The 18069-nt window shown below is 69.8% G+C and carries 16 protein-coding genes; 9 read left to right on the top strand and 7 right to left on the bottom strand.

The window, feature by feature from the left end:
* Positions 1-41: 41 nt before the first annotated feature.
* The 4 genes from ACFVAE_RS13395 to ACFVAE_RS13410 all read left to right on the top strand — a co-directional run bounded on the left by ACFVAE_RS13395 (position 42) and on the right by ACFVAE_RS13410 (position 4667).
* Complete coding sequence (locus ACFVAE_RS13395) at positions 42-911, top strand: sugar phosphate isomerase/epimerase family protein (protein WP_378892923.1); 870 nt, start codon at positions 42-44, stop codon at positions 909-911.
* A gap of 168 nt (positions 912-1079) precedes the next feature.
* Complete coding sequence (locus ACFVAE_RS13400; protein WP_378892926.1) at positions 1080-2582, top strand: sugar ABC transporter ATP-binding protein; 1503 nt, start codon at positions 1080-1082, stop codon at positions 2580-2582.
* Positions 2582-3625, top strand: coding sequence for an ABC transporter permease (locus ACFVAE_RS13405; RefSeq protein ID WP_378892929.1), 1044 nt, complete (start codon positions 2582-2584; stop codon positions 3623-3625). The genes ACFVAE_RS13400 and ACFVAE_RS13405 overlap by 1 nt, the downstream gene beginning before the upstream one ends.
* 46 nt (positions 3626-3671) lie before the next feature.
* The gene (locus ACFVAE_RS13410; protein WP_378892931.1) at positions 3672-4667 is read left to right on the top strand and encodes an ABC transporter substrate-binding protein; all 996 of its coding nucleotides are present in this window, start codon (positions 3672-3674) and stop codon (positions 4665-4667) included.
* A 167-nt stretch (positions 4668-4834) separates the two neighbouring features.
* Here ACFVAE_RS13410 and ACFVAE_RS13415 read toward each other — a convergent pair whose 3' ends face one another.
* Positions 4835-5131 (bottom strand): putative quinol monooxygenase, encoded by a 297-nt coding sequence (locus tag ACFVAE_RS13415; protein ID WP_378892933.1) that lies wholly within the window; start codon positions 5129-5131, stop codon positions 4835-4837.
* Complete coding sequence (locus ACFVAE_RS13420) at positions 5131-5736, bottom strand: glucose-6-phosphate isomerase family protein (protein WP_378892935.1); 606 nt, start codon at positions 5734-5736, stop codon at positions 5131-5133. The genes ACFVAE_RS13415 and ACFVAE_RS13420 overlap by 1 nt, the downstream gene beginning before the upstream one ends.
* An 80-nt stretch (positions 5737-5816) precedes the next feature.
* Between ACFVAE_RS13420 and xylB the strand changes: the two genes are divergently transcribed.
* The 4 genes from xylB to ACFVAE_RS13440 are packed head-to-tail and all read left to right on the top strand — an operon-like array spanning position 5817 to position 10139.
* Positions 5817-7307 (top strand): xylulokinase, encoded by a 1491-nt coding sequence (xylB, locus tag ACFVAE_RS13425; RefSeq protein ID WP_378892938.1) that lies wholly within the window; start codon positions 5817-5819, stop codon positions 7305-7307.
* A complete protein-coding gene (locus tag ACFVAE_RS13430) occupies positions 7307-8263 on the top strand; it encodes an NAD(P)-dependent oxidoreductase (protein WP_378892940.1) in 957 nt (318 codons plus the stop codon). The genes xylB and ACFVAE_RS13430 overlap by 1 nt, the downstream gene beginning before the upstream one ends.
* Positions 8260-9183, top strand: a complete 924-nt coding sequence (locus tag ACFVAE_RS13435) for a shikimate dehydrogenase family protein (RefSeq protein WP_378892943.1) — start codon at positions 8260-8262, stop codon at positions 9181-9183. The genes ACFVAE_RS13430 and ACFVAE_RS13435 overlap by 4 nt, the downstream gene beginning before the upstream one ends.
* On the top strand, positions 9183-10139 hold the full coding sequence (locus ACFVAE_RS13440; RefSeq protein WP_378892945.1) for a phosphotriesterase: 957 nt from the start codon (positions 9183-9185) through the stop codon (positions 10137-10139). Before ACFVAE_RS13435 ends, ACFVAE_RS13440 begins: the two co-directional genes overlap by 1 nt.
* Here ACFVAE_RS13440 and ACFVAE_RS13445 read toward each other — a convergent pair.
* Positions 10136-11113 carry an acetylesterase gene (locus tag ACFVAE_RS13445; protein ID WP_378892949.1) on the bottom strand — a complete coding sequence of 326 codons (978 nt, stop codon included), beginning with the start codon at positions 11111-11113 and terminating at the stop codon, positions 10136-10138. The two genes, ACFVAE_RS13440 and ACFVAE_RS13445, sit on opposite strands and share 4 nt — an antisense overlap.
* 98 nt (positions 11114-11211) lie before the next feature.
* Here ACFVAE_RS13445 and ACFVAE_RS13450 point away from each other — a divergent pair, with 98 nt between their 5' ends.
* Entirely contained in the window at positions 11212-12000 is a 789-nt protein-coding gene (locus ACFVAE_RS13450; protein ID WP_378892952.1) for a DeoR/GlpR family DNA-binding transcription regulator, read from the top strand.
* A 26-nt stretch (positions 12001-12026) separates the two neighbouring features.
* Here the strand turns inward: ACFVAE_RS13450 and ACFVAE_RS13455 are convergent, their stop codons facing one another.
* From ACFVAE_RS13455 to ACFVAE_RS13470, 4 genes are all read right to left on the bottom strand, one after another.
* Positions 12027-12932, bottom strand: a complete 906-nt coding sequence (locus ACFVAE_RS13455) for a LacI family DNA-binding transcriptional regulator (protein ID WP_378892955.1) — start codon at positions 12930-12932, stop codon at positions 12027-12029.
* Positions 12933-13000: 68 nt separating this feature from the next.
* On the bottom strand, positions 13001-15250 hold the full coding sequence (locus ACFVAE_RS13460; RefSeq protein ID WP_378892958.1) for an FAD-dependent oxidoreductase: 2250 nt from the start codon (positions 15248-15250) through the stop codon (positions 13001-13003).
* A gap of 69 nt (positions 15251-15319) precedes the next feature.
* Entirely contained in the window at positions 15320-16720 is a 1401-nt protein-coding gene (locus tag ACFVAE_RS13465) for a BNR-4 repeat-containing protein (RefSeq protein ID WP_378892961.1), read from the bottom strand.
* A complete protein-coding gene (locus ACFVAE_RS13470) occupies positions 16720-18045 on the bottom strand; it encodes an ABC transporter substrate-binding protein (protein WP_378892964.1) in 1326 nt (441 codons plus the stop codon). The genes ACFVAE_RS13465 and ACFVAE_RS13470 overlap by 1 nt, the downstream gene beginning before the upstream one ends.
* Between the last annotated feature and the right edge of the window lie 24 nt (positions 18046-18069).

Here is an 18069-nt window from a genome sequence, read left to right on the forward strand (position 1 = left end):
ACAACACAATTGCAACGTGCCAAACACTGCGAGGGAGCAGCATGAACATCGGATGCCACGGCCTGGTCTGGACCGGAACCTTCGACGCGGAGGGCATCCGCCTGGCGGTCGAGAAGACCGCGCAGGCCGGTTTCGACCTGATCGAGTTCCCCCTGATGGACCCGTTCTCGTTCGACGTCGCAGCCGCGAAGGACGCTCTCGCCGAGCACGGGCTCGCGGTGAGCGCCTCGCTCGGACTCTCCGAGTCGACTGACATCACCAGCGCCGACCCCGCGATCGTCGCTGCGGGTGAGGCGCTGCTGATCCGTGCCGTCGACGTGCTCGCGGAACTCGGTGGCGAGCACTTCTGCGGCGTGATCTACTCCGCGATGAAGAAGTACATGGAGCCGGCCACGCCGGAGGGGCTGGCTGCCAGTCGGGCCGTCGTGGGCCGGGTCGCCGACCACGGTGCTTCCCGCGGGGTGAAGGTGGCTCTCGAAGTGGTCAACCGGTACGAGACGAACGTGCTGAACACGGGCCGGCAGGCGCTCGCCTATCTCGCGGAGGTCGATCGCCCGAACCTCGGAGTGCACCTGGACACGTACCACATGAACATCGAGGAGTCCGACATGTTCCAGCCGGTGCTGGACACCGCCCCCGCCCTGCAGTACGTGCACATCGGCGAGAGCCACCGGGGATATCTCGGCACCGGATCTGTCGACTTCGGCACGTTCTTCAAGGCGCTCGGCCGCATCGGCTATGACGGCCCGATCGTGTTCGAGTCCTTCTCATCCGCAGTGGTGGCAGAGGACCTCAGCCGGATGCTCGGCATCTGGCGCAACCTGTGGACCGACAGCGACGAACTCGGTGCGCACGCCAACCGGTTCATCCGGGACCGGCTGATCGCCGTCGACTCGATCCGGCTGCACTGATCTCGAGGTCGTGACCAACTTGTTATTACAGGTCTTCCGTCCCGGCTCATCGTTAGATACATTTAGATACAACTTGCGCAACATGGCCGCGCACAGCACAATTGATCCGATGTTTGAAACGGATTCCGCATCGCGGGTCCAACCAGCCTTCAAGGGAGCAGGTGAGGAATGAGCGATCCCATCCTTCGGGTCGAGGGCATCAGCAAGGGGTTCCCCGGAGTTCAGGCGCTCAAGGACGTGCATCTCGAGGTGCGCGCCGGTGAGGTGCTCGTGCTCGTGGGGGAGAACGGCGCCGGCAAGTCGACCCTCATGAAGATCCTCTCCGGGATCTACACGCGCGACGAGGGGGAGATCTTCTTCGAGGGGCAGCCCGTCGAGCTGACCGGCCCCCTGCAGGCGCAGCAGCTGGGGATCACGATCATCCACCAGGAGCTCAACATGATGCCCGACCTCACGGTCGCGCAGAACATCTACATCGGGCGGGAGCCCCGCCGCGGTCCCTTCGTCTCCGAGCGGGAGCTGAACCGGCAGACGGCCGAGCTGCTGAAGAACCTCGACATCTCGCTCGACCCGCGCGAGAAGGTCGGCGAGCTGACGGTGGCCGAGCAGCAGATGGTCGAGATCGCGAAGGCCCTCTCGTTCAACGCCAAGGTGCTCATCATGGACGAGCCCACGTCCGCGCTGACCGACGCCGAGGTGGAGACGCTCTTCGGCCTGATCGACCAGCTGCGTGCGCGCGGCACGGGCATCGTCTACATCTCGCATCGGATGGACGAGCTGCGCAGGCTCGCCGATCGCGTCAGCGTGCTGCGCGACGGTGCATACATCGGATCGCTGGAGAAGGACGAGATCAGCATCCCCACCGTCATCGAGATGATGGTGGGCCGGGCGATCGATGAGGGTGCGCGCCCCGAGCCGCGTGACTTCGGCGGTGCGCCCGTGGTCCTCGACGTGCAGGGTCTGTCCACCAAGGCGCTGCTGAAGGACGTCTCCTTCCAGCTGCACAAGGGTGAGATCCTCGGCTTCGCGGGGCTCATGGGTGCCGGCCGCACCGAGACGGCGCGCGCGGTGATCGGAGCCGACCCCCGTGACGGCGGCACCATCTCGGTGGCCGGCCGGGAGACCCGCATCCGCCAGCCGGAGGATGCCGTGAAGCGCGGCATCGGGTACCTCTCCGAGGATCGCAAGCTGCTCGGCCTCATGCTCGAGCAGGACGTCACGTTCAACACGGTTCTCGCCTCGCTCTCCTCCTATGCCAACAGCATCGGGTGGATGGGCGATCGCACCGCGAAGGACAAGACGAAGGAGTACGTGCAGCAGCTGCGCGTGAAGACCCCCTCGGTCAACCAGGTGGTCAAACTGCTGTCCGGCGGGAACCAGCAGAAGGTCGTCATCGCCCGCTGGCTGATGCGCGACTGCGACATCCTCATCTTCGACGAGCCCACCCGAGGGATCGACATCGGAGCGAAGGACGAGATCTACCGCCTCATGCAGCAGCTCGCGGACGCGGGCAAGTCCATCATCGTCATCTCGTCGGAGCTGCCGGAGCTGCTCCGGATCGCGAACCGCATCACGGTCTTCGCGAACGGAGAGGTCACCGGAGAGCTCCGCAACGAGGAAGCAACGCAGGAGAAGATCATGCATCTCGCAGCACACGGAGAGGACAACTGATGAGCGACTCGACCACGACCGTCGTGCAGACCGCGGTGAACGAGAACACCCAGAAGGGTCGCATCACGGCTGCCCTGAAGAACTCGGTCCAGCAGGGCCTGGCACTCGGCACGCTCGTCGTGCTGTTCGTGTTCTTCTCGATCTTCGGCTCGAACTTCACATCGAGCTCGAACATCGAGAACATCCTGATGTCGACCGTGCTCGTCGGCGTCCTGGCGCTCGGCACCACGTTCGTGATCGTCACCGGCGGCATCGACCTGTCGCTGGGCTTCGGCATGACGCTGTGCTCGGTGATGATGGGCACGTTCATCACCGCCTGGGGCCTGCCGGTGTGGATCGGCGTCCTCGGCGCCCTGGCCACCGGCGCGCTGATCGGCCTCATCAACGGCCTGAACATCACCTTCCTGCGCCTGCCCCCGTTCATCGCCACCCTGGCGATGATGATGATCGCGCAGGGCCTGGCGCTGGTGATCTCGCAGGTGAAGCCGATCACGTTCGCCCCCGACGTCCGCAAGCAGGTCACCGGGATCGTGCAGTTCGACCCCATCCTGATGTGGTCCGACGGCTACTTCGCCGGTCTGCCCTCGGGCGTGCTGATCTTCATCGTGCTCGCGGTCTTCGCGTACCTGGTGCTGAACAAGACCATCCTCGGCCGCTACACCTTCGCGATCGGCTCGAACGAGGAGGCCACGCGCCTGTCGGGCGTGAACACCCGGCGCTGGACGATCATCGTCTACGTGTTCGCCGGTGTGTTCATCGGCATCGCAGGCGTGCTCCTGACCGCGCGGCTCGGTTCCGCACAGCCCACGGCCGGTGCCGGCTACGAACTGCAGGCGATCGCCGCAGTGATCATCGGCGGCACCTCGCTGCTCGGCGGACGCGGTTCGATCGTCGGCACCGTGATCGGTGCGTTCATCATGAGCATCCTGATCAACGGCCTGCGCAGCATGTCGATCCAGACCGAGTGGCAGTACATCCTGACCGGCCTGGTCATCCTGATCGCGGTGTTCTTCGACTCGCTGCGCAATCGCGGCAAGTCCTGAGACCTTTCACCCGAATACCCACCAAGAGAGAACGATGGAGTTTCACATGAAGCACGGAAAGAAGTTCGCCGCAGCGGCGGTCGCCACGGTGGCACTGCTGGCTCTGGCCGGCTGCTCGACCGGCAAGGGCGACACGCCTGCCGCCGACGGCGACAAGGGCGACACCAAGGAGATGAGCATCGAGCTGGTCTCGAAGGGGTTCCAGCACCAGTTCTGGCAGGCCGTGAAGAAGGGCGCCGAGGAGCAGGGCAAGGAGCTCGGCGTCAAGATCCACTTCGACGGCCCCGGCGCCGAGACCGAGATCGAGAAGCAGCTGCAGATGCTGCAGTCGGCGATCGATGCCAAGCCGGATGCGATCGCCTACGCGGCGCTCGACCCCGAGGCGTGCATCCCGCTGATGGACTCGGCCGACTCGGCCGGCATCCCGGTCGCCTACTTCGACGCACCCTGCAACAGCGAGGTCGGCAAGACCCTCGCCGCGACCGACAGCAAGGTCGCCGGTGCGCTCGCGGCCGAGCACATGGCCGAGCTGATCGGCGGCAAGGGCGACGTCGCGATCGTCGCGCACTCGCAGATCAACTCGACCGGTGTCGAGCGTCGTGATGGCTTCGTCGACAAGATCAAGGCCGACTACCCCGACATCAAGATCGTCGACATCCAGTACGGCGACGGCGACCACCTGAAGTCCGCCGACATCACCAAGTCGATGCTGAACGCGCACCCCGACCTGAAGGGCATCTACGCCACCAACGAGGGATCCGCGGTCGGCGTCGCGAACGCGCTGTCGGAGCTGGGCAAGACCAGCAAGGACATCACGGCGATCGGCTTCGACTCCGGTGCGGCCCAGGTCGACGCGATCAAGTCCGGCGTCCTCGCCGGCGCGATCACGCAGGACCCGATCGGCATCGGCAAGACCGTGGTGCAGGCCGCCTACGACCTGGCCAACGGCAAGTCGGTGGAGAAGTTCTACGACACCGGTTCGTACTGGTACGACTCGACCAACCTCGACGACCCGAAGATCGCCGCGGTGCTCTACGAATGAGCTGACTGACGAGAAGAGGTCCCTCGCCTTCGGGTGGGGGACCTCTTTCGTTGCGGGCGGATTCGCCGCGCGACGCCTGCACGCAGGAATCACGCCTGTGGGCATCATCCGGCGGGATCTGCCTGCAGGCGTCGAACGTGCCTGCAGACGTCGCAGCAGCAGAGACGTCAGATGCGCTTCAGGAAGGTCAGCTGCGATCGCGGCTCGACGATGAGCTCCTGCAGGGCCGTGTTGAACGGGACGCCGGCGGGATTCGCGAGATGGGCCTGGAAGGATGCCTCGTCGCGGTACTCCTCGTAGACGAAGAAGCGCTCCGGGGCATCGACGAGCCGGGTGGCGTCGAAGACGACGGATCCGGGCTCGGCGCGCACGGCCTCGGCGAAGTCGCGCAGCAGATCGGCGACGCGATCGCCCTCGCCGGGGAGCGCGGTGAACGTCGCGTGCAGGATGGTCGGCGCCGACATCACGCCTCCGCCGCGCGATAGCCGGTGTGGTCGGGGTTGGGCGCAAGCTTCCAGCCCGCGCCGTCGGCCACGACGAGGTTCTTCATGCCGCCGGCTTCGGAGATGACTCCGTAGTCCTGCCCGGCGTCCGCGGCGTAGCAGAACAGCGTGACGAACGGCTCGTCGCCGACGTTGACGCTGCGGTGGATCCAGTGGCCGGGCACGTTCACCGCCTTGCCCGGGGTGAGCTCGATGGCGGAGGACTGCCCGTCCAGGGTCTCCAGGAGCATGACGCCGCGGCCGCTCAGGCAGTAGTACAGCTCGGCGCGGTCGGAGACGGCGTGGATGTGGCCGCGGGTGACCGCGAACTCGTCCCCGATCCTCCCGGGAAGCAGGGTGCTGGTACCGACGATGAGCGCGCCGGGACCTTCCTGATAGCGGTGGTCGTCGACCCAGTACACGAGCTCATCGGCGCCGTGCTCGGCGACGGCGGCCTCCCAGGCGGTGTCGTCGCGGTAGACGCCGGCCATGTCGCCCTGGAACTTCTCGTAGCGACGGCTGCGCCCCTCGATCCCGCCTGTGGCGGACACGTCGAGGAGAACGGGGATGTCCGGGTGAATGCTCACGAATGACCCTCCTGGTAACTTGTAATTACAGGATATACTCCGAAGCACTTCTCACCTACTTCTGACGACAGGCACGGACTGTGATCATCGCGCACGACCTGGGGACGACCGGCAACAAGGCGTCCCTGCACCACGACGACGGCCGCCTCGTGGCATCCGTCACCGTGCCCTACCCGGCCCGGTTCGCCGCCGGAGGAATAGCCGAGCAGGATCCGCACGACTGGTGGAACGCCGTCGTCGCCGCCACCCGCGACCTCGTCGCCCGCACGGGCACCGCCGCATCCGACGTGCAGGGCCTCGTCGTGAGCGGGCAGATGATGGGAGCGGTGTTGCTCGACGCCGACGGCGAGCCTGCCCGCCCGGCGATCATCTGGGCGGACACCCGCTCGGGCGCCCAGCAGCGCGAGCTCGAGAAGACACTCGGTGCCGAACACGCCTACGAGGTGCTCGGCCACCGCCTCAATCCCACCTATTCCGTCGAGAAGATCATGTGGGTGCGCGACAACGAGCCCGAGGTCTGGGCGCGCGTCCGCCGAGTCTGCGTCGCCAAGGACTACATCGTGCTGCGCCTCACCGGCCGGCTCGCGACCGACCGCTCCGACGCCTCCGGCACCAACGCCTTCGATCAGCGCACAGGCACCTGGTCGGAGGAGGTGCTCGCTGCCGCGCGCCTCGACCCTGCGCTGTTCCCCGAGATCCTCGAGTCCACCGCGATCGCGGGCATGCTGACGGATGCCGCGGCCGAGGCACTCGGGCTGCACCGCGACGTGCGGGTCGTGATGGGCGGCGGCGACGGCCCGCTCGCCGCGGTCGGGTCGGGCGTTGTCGCCCCCGAGGACGGCGCCTACGTCTGTCTCGGCACGTCCTCCTGGATCTCGTTCGCGGCGGATGCCCCGCTGCACGACCCGGGCATGCGCACCTTCACCTTCGACAACGTCGTGCCAGGCTCGTTCGTTCCGACAGCCACGATGCAGGCCGGCGGGGCATCCGTGCAGTGGATCTCCGAGGCGCTCTCGCCCGATCCGCGGCATCCCGAGACCGCCCGCCTCACAGCCGAGGCCGCCGGGGAGCTCGACACCGAAGACCTCTACTTCCTGCCGTACCTGCTCGGCGAGCGCGCTCCGCTCTGGGATCCGGACGCCCGAGGTGCCTTCGTCGGCATCGGACGCCACCACACCCGCGCGCACCTGACCCGTGCCGTACTCGAGGGCGTTGCGTTCAACCTGCTCACCTGCATCCAGGCGTTCCGCGAGTCCGGCGCGGTGATCGATCGCATCGACGCCGTCGGCGGCGGTGCGCAGAGCGACGCGTGGCTCGGCATCCTCGCCGACGTCTGGGGTGTGCCCGTGCGCCGGCGCACCATCGTCGAGGAGGCGAACAGCCTCGGAGCGGCGGTCACCGCGGCCGTCGGGCTCGGCCTGGCCGACTTCTCCGCGGCCCGGGCACTGAGCGAGGTCACGGCCGAGTTCACACCGGATGCCGCCCGGCATGCCGTCTACGCACAGCGTCATGAGCGGTTCACCGCCGCCTACACCGTCCTCGCCCCCTGGTTCGCAGAAAGGCCCCTCTGATGGGAGTCATCCTCGTCACCAGCCGTTCGTTCTCGGGCGGCGACCTCGACCTCGAGGGCCGCGCCGCGGTCGCCGGGCACAGGATCATGCGCGGACCCGCGCACCACGACCTCGAGCAGCTGCGCCCGCTGCTGCACGGCGCGGACGCGTGGATCGCCGGAACCGGTCCCGTCACCGATGCGCATCTCGCGGTCGCACGGAAGCTGAAGATCGTCGCCCGGTACGGCGTGGGCACCGAGGCCGTCGATCTCGCAGCCGCCGCGGCGCGGCGCATCCTGGTCACCAACACCCCGGGTGCCAACGCCGGCGCGGTCGCCGACCACGCGGTGGGGCTGATGCTCGCGGCGCTGCGGCACATCCCCGACGGTGACCGCCGCGTGCGCGACGGCGACTGGTCTGTGCGCCGCGGACGCGAGCTCGGCGCCGCCACGCTCGGCGTCGTCGGCTTCGGCCGGATCGGACAGGGCGTCGCCAAGCGCGTGAGCGGCTTCGGCACCAGGGTCCTCGCCACCGACCCCTTCCTCCCCGACGACGCCGTCCGCGCCGCCGGTGCGGAGCCGATGGGTCTCGACGAGCTGTTCCGCGCCGCCGACGTGATCACGCTGCATGCCCCCGGCGGGCAGCGCCTGGTCGACGCGGAGCGGATCACCGGCATCCGCCCCGGCGCGGTGCTCGTGAACACCGCCCGCCCCGACCTGGTCGACGAGCTCGAGGTCGCCCGCGCGCTGCGCGACGGCGTGCTCTCCGGCTACGCCGCCGACACCCTCGACGGCGACACCGCAGCGAGCGCGAGCCCGCTGCTCGCCGACGACCTCGCCGACCGGGTGATCGTCACCCCGCACCTCGGCGCCCAGACCACGCAGGCCGTCGACAACATGGGCCGGATGTCGCTCGACGACGTCATCTCCGTGCTGCGCGGCGATGAGCCGGCCCACCCCGTGAGGAGCAACGCATGACCACCGCAGACAACTACATGGGCTTCGTCGGCGTCACGACCGGCTCGTCGTCGATCATGAAGGTGTTCCCGCTCTGGGCCGACATCCTCGGCCTGCCGACGCGGACCCTGATCGGCCACGATCTGCCGATGGACGCCGAGCCCGCGCAGTACCGCGCCATGGTCGAGCAGATCCGCGACGACCCGCATCATCGCGGCGCGCTGGTCACCACGCACAAGATGAACGTCTACACCGCGGCATCCGACCTGTTCGACGAGCTCGACCCGTTCGCGGTCTCGTGCTCGGAGATCTCGTCGATCGCCAAGCAGGGCGACCGCCTCATCGGCCGCGCCAAGGACCCGATCACGGTCGACCTGGCGCTGCACGACTTCCTGCCCGCCGATCACTTCGCGCGCACCGGTGCGCAGGTCGTGATCCTCGGCGCCGGCGGCTCGGGCACGGCGCTCAGTTGGGCTCTCGCCGAGCGCACGGACGCCCCCTCGAGGGTGATCGTCACCGCGCGCAGCCAGGACAAGCTCGACCACCTGCGCGAGGTGCACCGGCAGCACGGCACGCCGGAGGGCCTCATCGAGTACGTGCTCACTCCGTCGCCGGAGAAGGCGGACGCGATCGTCTCCGCGGCACCCGCCGGTTCCGTGATCGCCAACGCGACCGGCCTCGGCAAGGATCGGCCCGGCTCGCCGCTCACCGACGCCGTGGTGTTCCCCGAGGGCGCATACGTCTGGGAGTTCAACTACCGCGGATCGCTCGAGTTCCTGCACCAGGCCCGCGCCCAGGAGCAGGATCGGGCCCTGCACGTGGTCGACGGCTGGCGCTACTTCATCCACGGCTGGTCGCAGGTCGTCGCCGACGTGTTCCAGCTCGAGCTGACCCCCGAGATCGTCGAGCAGCTGGCGGGCGCCGCGGAGAGCGTGCGCTGATGGGCGTCGTTCGCACGGTCCTCGGCGACATCGACCCGGCGTCGCTGGGCCGCGTGAACTACCACGAGCACCTGTTCCAGATCTCGCCGCTGCTGCCGGGTGACGAGCTCGACGACGAGGCCGCCTCGGGTGCAGAGGCCGGTCTGCTGAAGGACAGCGGCTTCGACGCGATGGTGGATGCCACGCCGTTCGGGCTCGGCCGCGACCCGGAGGCGCTCGCGCGGATCAGTGCGGCGACCGGCCTCGCCGTCGTCGCGACCACCGGGCGGCATCGCGAGGCGCACTACGCCGCCGACCACCCGATCCGCACCTGGGGCGCGGAGCGGCTCGCCGAGCTGTTCGTCTCCGAGACCAGGTCGGGAATGCCGGTGAGCGACGACGACCCGCTCGGTGCCAGGGCGCTCACGCCCTCGGGGGAGCGGGTGCGCGCCGGCGTGCTCAAGGGCGGCGCCGATTACTGGCGCATCAGCGACTTCGAGCGCATCACCCTGATCGCGCTCGCCGCGGCGCACAGGATCACCGGCGCGCCCGTGATGGTGCACCTGGAGTTCTGCACCGCCGCGCACGAGGTGCTCGACCTGCTGGATGCCGAGGGCGTGGCATCCGATCGGGTCGTGCTCGCGCACGCCGACCGTGACCCGGATGCCGGGCTGCACGCGTCGCTGACCGAGCGCGGCGCCTACCTGGGCTACGACGGCTTCGCGCGCCCCCGCACGCGTTCCGACGCCGAGCTGCTCGCCCTCACCGTCGACGCCGTGCGTCGCGGCGCCGGCGAGCGCATCGTGCTCGGCGGCGACGTCGCGCGCCGCACGCGCTACATCGCCTACGGCGGGATGCCCGGCCTCGCGTACCTCGGTGACCGCTACCTGCCGCGCCTGCGCGAGGAGGTCGGTGACGACGCTGTCGAGCGGATGCTGGTCGCCAATCCGGCGCGTCTGCTGACTCTCTCCGCCTAGCCGGCGAGCGCCCGGTCCAGGTGCGCCAGTCCGCCGTGCACCGCTGCTGCCGTCGCCTCGGCGAGACCGGGGTACTCGGCGTGCCCGGCGGGCAGCACATGCAGGTCCAGGTCGGGCACGGCGTTCGCGACGGCGAACTGCCCCTGCGGCGGGACGTTCTGGTCCCACAGCGCCGCCTCGACCCGCACCGGCACGGAGAAGAACGCCGCGGTGGACGAGGCGTCGAAGGGGCGCAGCTGGTCGCGCGCCTCGGGATGCCGCAGCACCCAGGTGCGCTGGAACTCGCCGCTGCCCAGGCACGGCACCGCCAGGCGCTCGTCGTACTGTCCGAAGGTCGGCACGACGAGCGTCGCGCCGATGAACCTGTCGTCCCACGGCACCGCCAGCGCACCCAGCCCGCCGCCGAAGCTCTCGCCCACGTAGTAGAGCGGCAGGTCGCCGGCCAGGGCGATCAGCGCGTCCGCGGCGAGCCACAGGTCCCGGGCGCACAGCCCGATCACGTAGGTGTCGGGGCTCTCCAGGCCGCCGAGCACATGCGCCTCGCGGTCCTCGGGCGCACCCACATCGGCGTTCAGCGCGCCGAGGCCGCGGGCCACAGGGAAGATCGCCGCAGCGTCATCCGGCACGCGGCGCAGATCCACCTCGTCGCGTCCGCCGTAGCCATGCCCGTGCACGATGCCGGCCCGTGCCGGCAGCCCTGCGGCCGGTGCGACCGACCAGGCCCGCAGGCGCACCCCGTCGGCCCCGGACAGCTCGATCAGCGACACCTCGCGCCCGCCGACCACGGACGTCGAGAGGATCGCCGGCGCGGCATCGACTCCGCGCGCCGCCTCCCGCCATGCGCGCCACTGCGCGGCGAGCCCGGCCGGCGCAGGCACCGGTCGCACCGCCTTCAGCGTGTCGAGCGTGAAGCCGTAGCTGCCGTCGAAGGCGGCATCCGGGAACCAGGTGTCGAAGGGCGCGGGGTACGTCATGCGCAGAGCGGGATCCTGTCGGTGTCGAAGCGGTCGAGGTCGGGAAGGGGAGCGAAAGCCCGCATGGCAGACTGGTCACGGCACGAGAAGGAGAGCGGATGCTGGTCACCGAGCGACGCGAGCGCATCCTCGCCCTGGCGCGTGAGCGCGGCACCATCGCCCTGCCGGATCTCGCGGCCGAGCTCGGCGTCAGCGAGATGACGGTGCGCCGAGACATCGAGCTGCTCGCCGACGACGGCGTGGTGCAGAAGGTGCGCGGCGGCGTGCGAGCCGCCTCGGCCGGCATCCGTCCGGGGACCGCGCAGGTCTCGACCGCGGAGCGCCGGGCGATCGCCGGAGCCGCGGCCGCACTCGTCGAGCCGGGGATGGCCATCGGCCTGTCCGGCGGCGCGGCGGGAATCGCCCTCGCCCAGGAGCTCGTGCGGGTGCCTGACCTGACGATCGTCACGAACTCGCTGCCGGTCTCCGACCTGTTCTCCCCGCCGGACCGAGCGGATGCTCCGTACACGCAGACCGTCGTGCTGACCGGTGGGGTGCGCACGCCGTCGCAGTCGCTGGTCGGCCCCGTCGCGGTGCGCGCGCTGGAGCGGCTGCACTGCGACCTGGTGCTGCTGGATGCGCACGGGCTCGACGAGCAGGCCGGCCTCACCACCATGAACCTGCTCGAGGCCGAGACGTACCGCGCCTTCATGGCGGCTGCCCGCGAGGTGGTCGTGCTCGCTGACCACACCCGCTGGCAGGTCGTCGGCCTGACGACCGTCGCCGACCTCAGCGACATCGACCGGCTCGTGATCGACGACGGTCTCGACGAGGAGGCCAGGGAGCGGCTCTCCGAGCACATCGGACACATCGAGATCGCGGAGCGCGATCAGCCTGACGGCCGCTGACGCGCAGCGGCGGGTGCGGACGTCCATCAGCGGGCGGTGCTCGCCCGCTTCACCAGGCGGCTGGGGATGGTCACGTGCCGCACCGGCAGGTCCGCGCCCAGCGGGGTGCTGAGCTGCCGCTCGAGCTCGGTGAACGTGGCATCCACCAGTTGATCGTGATCGGGCGCGACCGAGCTGAGCGCAGGCACCGAGAAGCGCGCGGCGCGGATGTCGTCGATGCCGATCACCGCGACGTCCTGCGGGACGCGCCGCCCCCGGGCGGCCAGCGCCGCCAGCGCACCGAGCGCGACCGAGTCGTTCGAGCAGACGATGCCGTCGAGGTCGCCGATCTGCGCCGCGAGCTCTGCGACCACGCGCTCGCCCTCGTCGGCGGTGAACGACGCGACCTGCGTGGTCAGCGCGGGATCGTGGGCGATGCCCGCGGCGTCGAGAGCCTCCAGATATCCGGCGTGGCGGCGATCCGCGGCATCCGAGGGGCGCGCGTCTCGGCGCCCGACGAACGCGATCCGGCTGCAGCCGGCCGCGATCAGATGCGCGGTCGCGGTGCGCGCGGCGGCGCAGTTGTCGATGGTGATGTGTGTGAAGGGACTCACCTGGATGTGCTCGCCCAGCAGTACCAGCGGGCCGGGAGAGGTGCGGCGGGTGAGGTCGGCGACCGTCAGCGACCGCGGGATGTGGATCAGGCCGTCGATGTCGGGCAGTCCGCTGCCGTTGGCGACGTCGACCTCGCGGGCGTGGTCGCCCTCGGTCTGCACGATCAGCACGGCGAGGCCCCTCGCCTCGGCGCCGCGCACGAGGCGCGAGCTGAGCTCGGCGAAGTACGGCTCCTCGAGGTGCGGCACGGCCAGGGCGATCAGGCCGGTGCGCGTCGCGCGGGCACCCGGGATCGAGCGCGCGGACGAGTCCTCGCGCTCGCCGAAGGACGTGCTCACCCGTGGTCTCCTCATCGTGCGGCGGTCACCCGCGGAATTGCGGGTGCGCTTCACGTTAGCGCCATCCGTCACGCCTGCACCCGGAACGCGATCACACGGGCCTCGGCGGCGCCGTTGGTGGCCTCGACGACGAGCCGCGCCGAGCGGAACGCGCCGAGGCCGGCGGGCAGCGGGTGCACGCGGTGCCGGTGCCGGTTGCCCTGCACCTCGACAGCCGTCGTCCACTCGTCCGACCCCTCGGGCAGCACCTCCACGCGGTAGTCGCGCACGAGCTGCGGCATGATCTCATCCGGTGTGCGGTGGTGGTGCAGCGTGATCAGCGAGACGTCCACGTCGTCGTCGAACACCAGCCGCACCTCGCGGGCCTCGACCGGGGTGTCCCAGTCCAGGCGCAGCCAGGCGGCCTCATCGGTCAGCGGTTCGGAGGCCCACATGTTCGGACCGCCGAACGGTCGGTTGTAGCCCGACACCGCGCGCTCCGGCGCGAGGGCCTCGGTCTCCGGAGCGGCGCGGAACACCGGCCCCCGGCCGCGCAGCGGCTTGGTCGGCCACTTCACCAGCAGCCCCTCGTCGCTGATCTCGACGTTCTCGTCGTCGTTGTCGGCCCGGTGCACGAGCGTGAGCACTCCCGCGGGCAGGGGCGAGGTGAGGTGCACGCTGACGCCCGGGTTCGCCCGCAGTACGACGATCGCGTTCTGCGGGCTGGCCGGGGCGAAGGGCGTCGGCGCGGTCACCCAGCCCGACCCCGCCGGCACCTCGATGACCGTGGTGTGCTCGAGGCGCTCGGGCACGACGTTCTGCCGCTTGCTGCTGGACCACACCTCCACCGTGAGCGAGGTCGCCTCGTCCGCGCTGAGCAGCAGATCGGTGCTCTCCAGGGCCGGATGCACCGGGACGACGATCCCGAGGTCGTCGGTGAGCGCGTGCGGGGCCGCGTCAGCAGCATCCGCCGCGATCGTGCGCTGCCGGCTCGAGGCCGTGACGACGGCCCGCCTGGCGAGGTCGTCGGGGTCCTCGTTGGCGACGCCGATCAGCGACGAGTCCGAGCGCAGCAGCGCCTGGCGCAGCTCGCCGCGGTGGTTCGCGTACAGCTCGCGCGGGCTCTCGCCATAGGAGAGGCAGAGGGATGCCGCGGTGCCGGCGGCCTCGCCCATCACGGCGCAGGTGGCCATGACTCTGGCGGCACCGAAGGCGATGTGCGTGGCGGACACGTTCCGGCCGGCCATCAGCAGGTTCGACACGTTGGCCGAGTACAGCGAGCGGAACGGGATCTCGAAGACGCCGTCCGAGAAGCGCTGAACCGCTCCGGCACCGGTGGCGTACATGCCCTCGGCGGGATGCAGGTCGATCGACCAGCCGCCGAAGCCGATGCCGTCGTCGAACTCCACCTGGTCGAGCACGTCCTGCTGACGCAGCGTGTGGTCGCCCACGAAGCGGCGGTACTCGCGCTTGCCGGGAAGGTTGCCGATCCACTCGAGAGTGAGGTTGTCGGCGTCGAAGTCGCCGGAGTTCTTGATGTGGTCCCAGATGCCGAGGATCACAGAGCGCAGCTCGTCGCGGATGCGCTCGTTGTCGTCGACGATGTCGAGCTGACCGCCCCACTCGATCCACCAGTAGTGCGCACCGCTGTCGCCGCTGCGGATGATGCGGGTCGCGGGGATCGGGGTGGTGCTGATGTCCTTCGCCGTCTCCGGGGCGACGAACTTGACGGGGTGGCCGAGATCCTTCGTGTAGAACAGCAGCGTCGAGCCGAGGAACTCGCGGATCGGCTCCTCGGGCGCCCATTCCTCGTCGAACTCGGCACGGCCCTCCTTGCCCAGACGGTGTCGTGCGCCGACCAGGCGTCCGACCAGGCCGTCGCCGGTGCAGTCCAGGAAGATCGGGGCGTGGAAGACCGTACGGATCTCGGAGCCCATGGTCCAGCCGGTGACCGACGTGACCCTGCGGTCGTCGTCGGGGCCGGTCGCACCCGCCTCGATCACTTCGGTGTTCAGGAACAGCTGCAGGTTCGGCTCGCGGCGCACGGTGTCGAGGACGACGTCGTCCCAGTACACCGGGTTGCCCTCGGGGTTGCGGAACTGGTTCTCCAGGAACATCTCGCCCATGATCCCGGTCTCGCGCGCCCAGCGCTGGTTGCCGTGCGCGGTCGCACCGCAGACCCAGACCCGCACCTCGGAGGATGAGTTGCCGCCGAGCACGGGCCGGTTGTTGATGAGGACGGTGCGCCGGCCGAGCCGCGCTGCGGCGACGGCGGCGCTCACACCGGCAAGGCCTCCGCCGACGACGATGACGTCGGCTTCGATGGTCTGCGTGCGCATGAGGGATACTCCTGGGATTTCTTTCAGAGGGGCGGATGCCGCGCGCTGGGCGCGGCATCCGCCGGGGTTTCACTGCGCGTCGCGCAGTGCGGTGACGATGTCGGCGAGCGAACCGCCCGCGCGCTTCTCACCGGAGCGGGGGACCTCCGCGTAACGGAGGGTTCCGCCGCCGGGGGTGGCCGGAGCACTGAGATACAGCACATCCGTGCCCGCCCGCCCGGTCGCCGCCCGCAGCCGCTGCTGCCCGATCATCGGGTCGCCGATCGCCTCGACGGCCCATCCGGTCCGGCCCTTCGCCTGCTCGAACAGCACGACCTGGCTGCGCAGTCCGGTGCCGACCTTGACCGAGATCACGCCGTAGGCGCGGTTCTTCGAGCCGAAGGCGGTGGCATCCATCGCGGCGACGGTGTCGACGCCCGTGCCCAGCGACGCCGAGTCGATGAGCGTCTCGCGGTTCCACGCCGAGCCGTCCCAGGTCGCCCACTTCAGATCGAAGAGGGACGAGCCGCCCGAGGCGTAGCGGTAGGTGACGCCCTGCAGCACGCCGTCCTGCACCGCCATCTTCGCCGTCTGCACCGCCGGGGTCGCCTCGGCCATGGACTCGCCGTCCGTGAACGGCTGGAAGACCACCGGGCCGGGGGTGGTGGGTCGGATCGGCGTGGGAAGCGCATCGCCGGCGACATCGCTGAACGTCTTCGACTCGGGGTTCCACACGGCGTACGAGCCGAGGTGGCGGAAGGCACCCGCCGCCCAGGAGTGCCACTCCCAGAGCAGGTGCACCTGACCGGACTCGTCGACCGTGAGGTCATCGGGGTACACGGAGTAGTTGGTCGCCGAGGCGAAGACCGTCTCCCGCGCCCACGTCCCGGCATCCAGGTCGTAGCGGTACAGCACGCCGTCGCGGCGCGCGAGCGCGTCCGGTCCGGTGCGCACCATCAACCAGACGTCGCCATCCGGGCCGACCGACGTGACCGGGTACGAGATCGTCGAGCCCTGATCCGGCATCTCCTCGCTGACCTCGACCAGCGACGTGACGTCGCCGGGCACCGTGGAGCGGAAGTAGTTCCAGTCCTCGTGGTGCATGGAGGCGAACACGTGGATGTCGCCCGCGCCGTCCACCGCGATCGAGGGCTGGTTGTGACCGTTGTCGTTCAGATAGTCGGCGCAGGCACCGGTGGCCAGCCGCAGGCATCCTGATGTCCACTCGCCGTCGGCGGAGCGGGCGGCCAGGTGCACCTGGTGGCGGTTCGTCCCCGCCGGGACGTTGTACGCGAAGTAGGTCGTGTCGCCGACCACGGCCAGCGGATTCCACCAGCCGGACTGGTTGGAGCCGTCGACCGTCACGGGGACGGTCTCGACCGTGGTGGGGTGCACGGCGGCGCTCGCCGCCGGTGCCAGCGCGGCGACCATCACGGCGGCGACACCCGCCGTCGCGATGCCCAGGGCCTTTCGCCCGATCGAGGCGGCCATCAGCCGATCAGCTTCTGCGCGGCCTCGCCGGCGGCGGCCATGGCGTCCTTCGGGCTCTGGCTGCCCACCAGCACCGCCTGCACGCGCTCGGCGACGACGGTCTCGACCTGGGCGTACTCGGGGTACTGCCAGAACGGGTTCACCGTCGCGGTCGCGGTGATCTTCTCGGCGAAGCGCGAGCCGAAGGCGTCGGACGTGACGGCGTCGGAGGCCTGCGCCTCCTCGGTGACAGGCGGCAGACCGCGCACCGCGTAGTCGCCGAGGACGGCATCGAGGTCGCTGGTGGCCCACTGGCCGAAGTCGGCGGCCGTGCCCGTGGAGTCGTCGCCGGCGCCGCCGACCACGACGATCGCGCCGCCCCAGACCAGGGCGCGCGGGGTGTCGCCCTTCTTCAGCACCGGGCGCGACTCGGACAGGATCTTGTCGCCGAGCTTCTTGTCGGGGGAGTCCTTCACGACCGTGTTGCGGCCGACCGGCGCGTCGTCGTAGATCGCGGCGCGGCCCTGCGAGAACAGCGAGCGGGCGTCGAAGCGGTCGACGTCGGCGGCGATGAGGCCCTGGTCGTAGAGCGACTTGTACCAGGTGACGGCGTCGACGCTGGCGTCGTCACCGATGGTGACCTTGCCGTCCTTGACCAGCGGACTGCCGAAGGTCTCCATCCAGATCAGGATGTCCTTCAGCTGCGCCGCCTTGGTCGAGGCGGCGTAGGGGATGACCCCGTTGCCGAGGCCCTTCAGCTTCTTCAGCGCGCCCTCGTACTCGTCGACGGTCACGGGGAACTCGTCGATCCCGGCCTTCTGGACGAGCTCGGAGTTGGTGACCAGGCCGATCGCGCCGATCGTCCACGGGAATCCGTACTGCTTGCCGTCGTACTGCGCGGCCTCGAGCGATGCGGCCGTGTAGCCGCGGTCCTTCGTGAAGGCGGAGACGTCCTGCAGCTTGCCGAGCGCGGCGAGCGAGGCGAGCCAGGCGACGTCGACGTGCGCGGCGCCGGAGAACTGGCCGCCGCGGACCTGCAGCATCAGCTGCTTGAAGTACTCGTTGTAGGGGAACGAGACCTCGGTGATGCCGACCGATGCCTTCTTCTTGTAGCCGTCCAGCAGCGCCTTGATCGCGGGGGCCGCTGCCTCCTCGGTCAGCGACCAGCTGGAGAACGAGAAGTCCGCGGGCGTGAACTTGCCGGGCGCGAGCGCGGTGCCCGAGGTCGGCGCGGCTGCACCGGAGCCGCCGGTGGGCATGCAGCCCGCGAGCGCGAGGCCGGCCGCACCGAGACCGGCGAACTGCAGCAGCTGCCGGCGCGAGACGGAGGGGGAGGTCTGGGACATGGTTCTCTCTCTTCTTCGAGGGGT

Source organism: Microbacterium sp. NPDC057659, assembly GCF_042799915.1.
GTDB lineage: Bacteria > Actinomycetota > Actinomycetes > Actinomycetales > Microbacteriaceae > Microbacterium.

Coding starts and splice junctions, on each gene's coding strand:
- ACFVAE_RS13460 (WP_378892958.1), bottom strand. CDS start 15,250: ATGCGCACGCAGACCATCGAAGCCGACGTCATCGTCGTCGGCGGAGGC.
- ACFVAE_RS13415 (WP_378892933.1), bottom strand. CDS start 5,131: ATGTCGGCGCCGACCATCCTGCACGCGACGTTCACCGCGCTCCCCGGC.
- ACFVAE_RS13435 (WP_378892943.1), top strand. CDS start 8,260: ATGACCACCGCAGACAACTACATGGGCTTCGTCGGCGTCACGACCGGC.
- ACFVAE_RS13405 (WP_378892929.1), top strand. CDS start 2,582: ATGAGCGACTCGACCACGACCGTCGTGCAGACCGCGGTGAACGAGAAC.
- ACFVAE_RS13400 (WP_378892926.1), top strand. CDS start 1,080: ATGAGCGATCCCATCCTTCGGGTCGAGGGCATCAGCAAGGGGTTCCCC.
- ACFVAE_RS13470 (WP_378892964.1), bottom strand. CDS start 18,045: ATGTCCCAGACCTCCCCCTCCGTCTCGCGCCGGCAGCTGCTGCAGTTC.
- ACFVAE_RS13450 (WP_378892952.1), top strand. CDS start 11,212: ATGCTGGTCACCGAGCGACGCGAGCGCATCCTCGCCCTGGCGCGTGAG.
- ACFVAE_RS13445 (WP_378892949.1), bottom strand. CDS start 11,113: ATGACGTACCCCGCGCCCTTCGACACCTGGTTCCCGGATGCCGCCTTC.
- ACFVAE_RS13440 (WP_378892945.1), top strand. CDS start 9,183: ATGGGCGTCGTTCGCACGGTCCTCGGCGACATCGACCCGGCGTCGCTG.
- ACFVAE_RS13410 (WP_378892931.1), top strand. CDS start 3,672: ATGAAGCACGGAAAGAAGTTCGCCGCAGCGGCGGTCGCCACGGTGGCA.
- ACFVAE_RS13430 (WP_378892940.1), top strand. CDS start 7,307: ATGGGAGTCATCCTCGTCACCAGCCGTTCGTTCTCGGGCGGCGACCTC.
- ACFVAE_RS13465 (WP_378892961.1), bottom strand. CDS start 16,720: ATGGCCGCCTCGATCGGGCGAAAGGCCCTGGGCATCGCGACGGCGGGT.
- ACFVAE_RS13395 (WP_378892923.1), top strand. CDS start 42: ATGAACATCGGATGCCACGGCCTGGTCTGGACCGGAACCTTCGACGCG.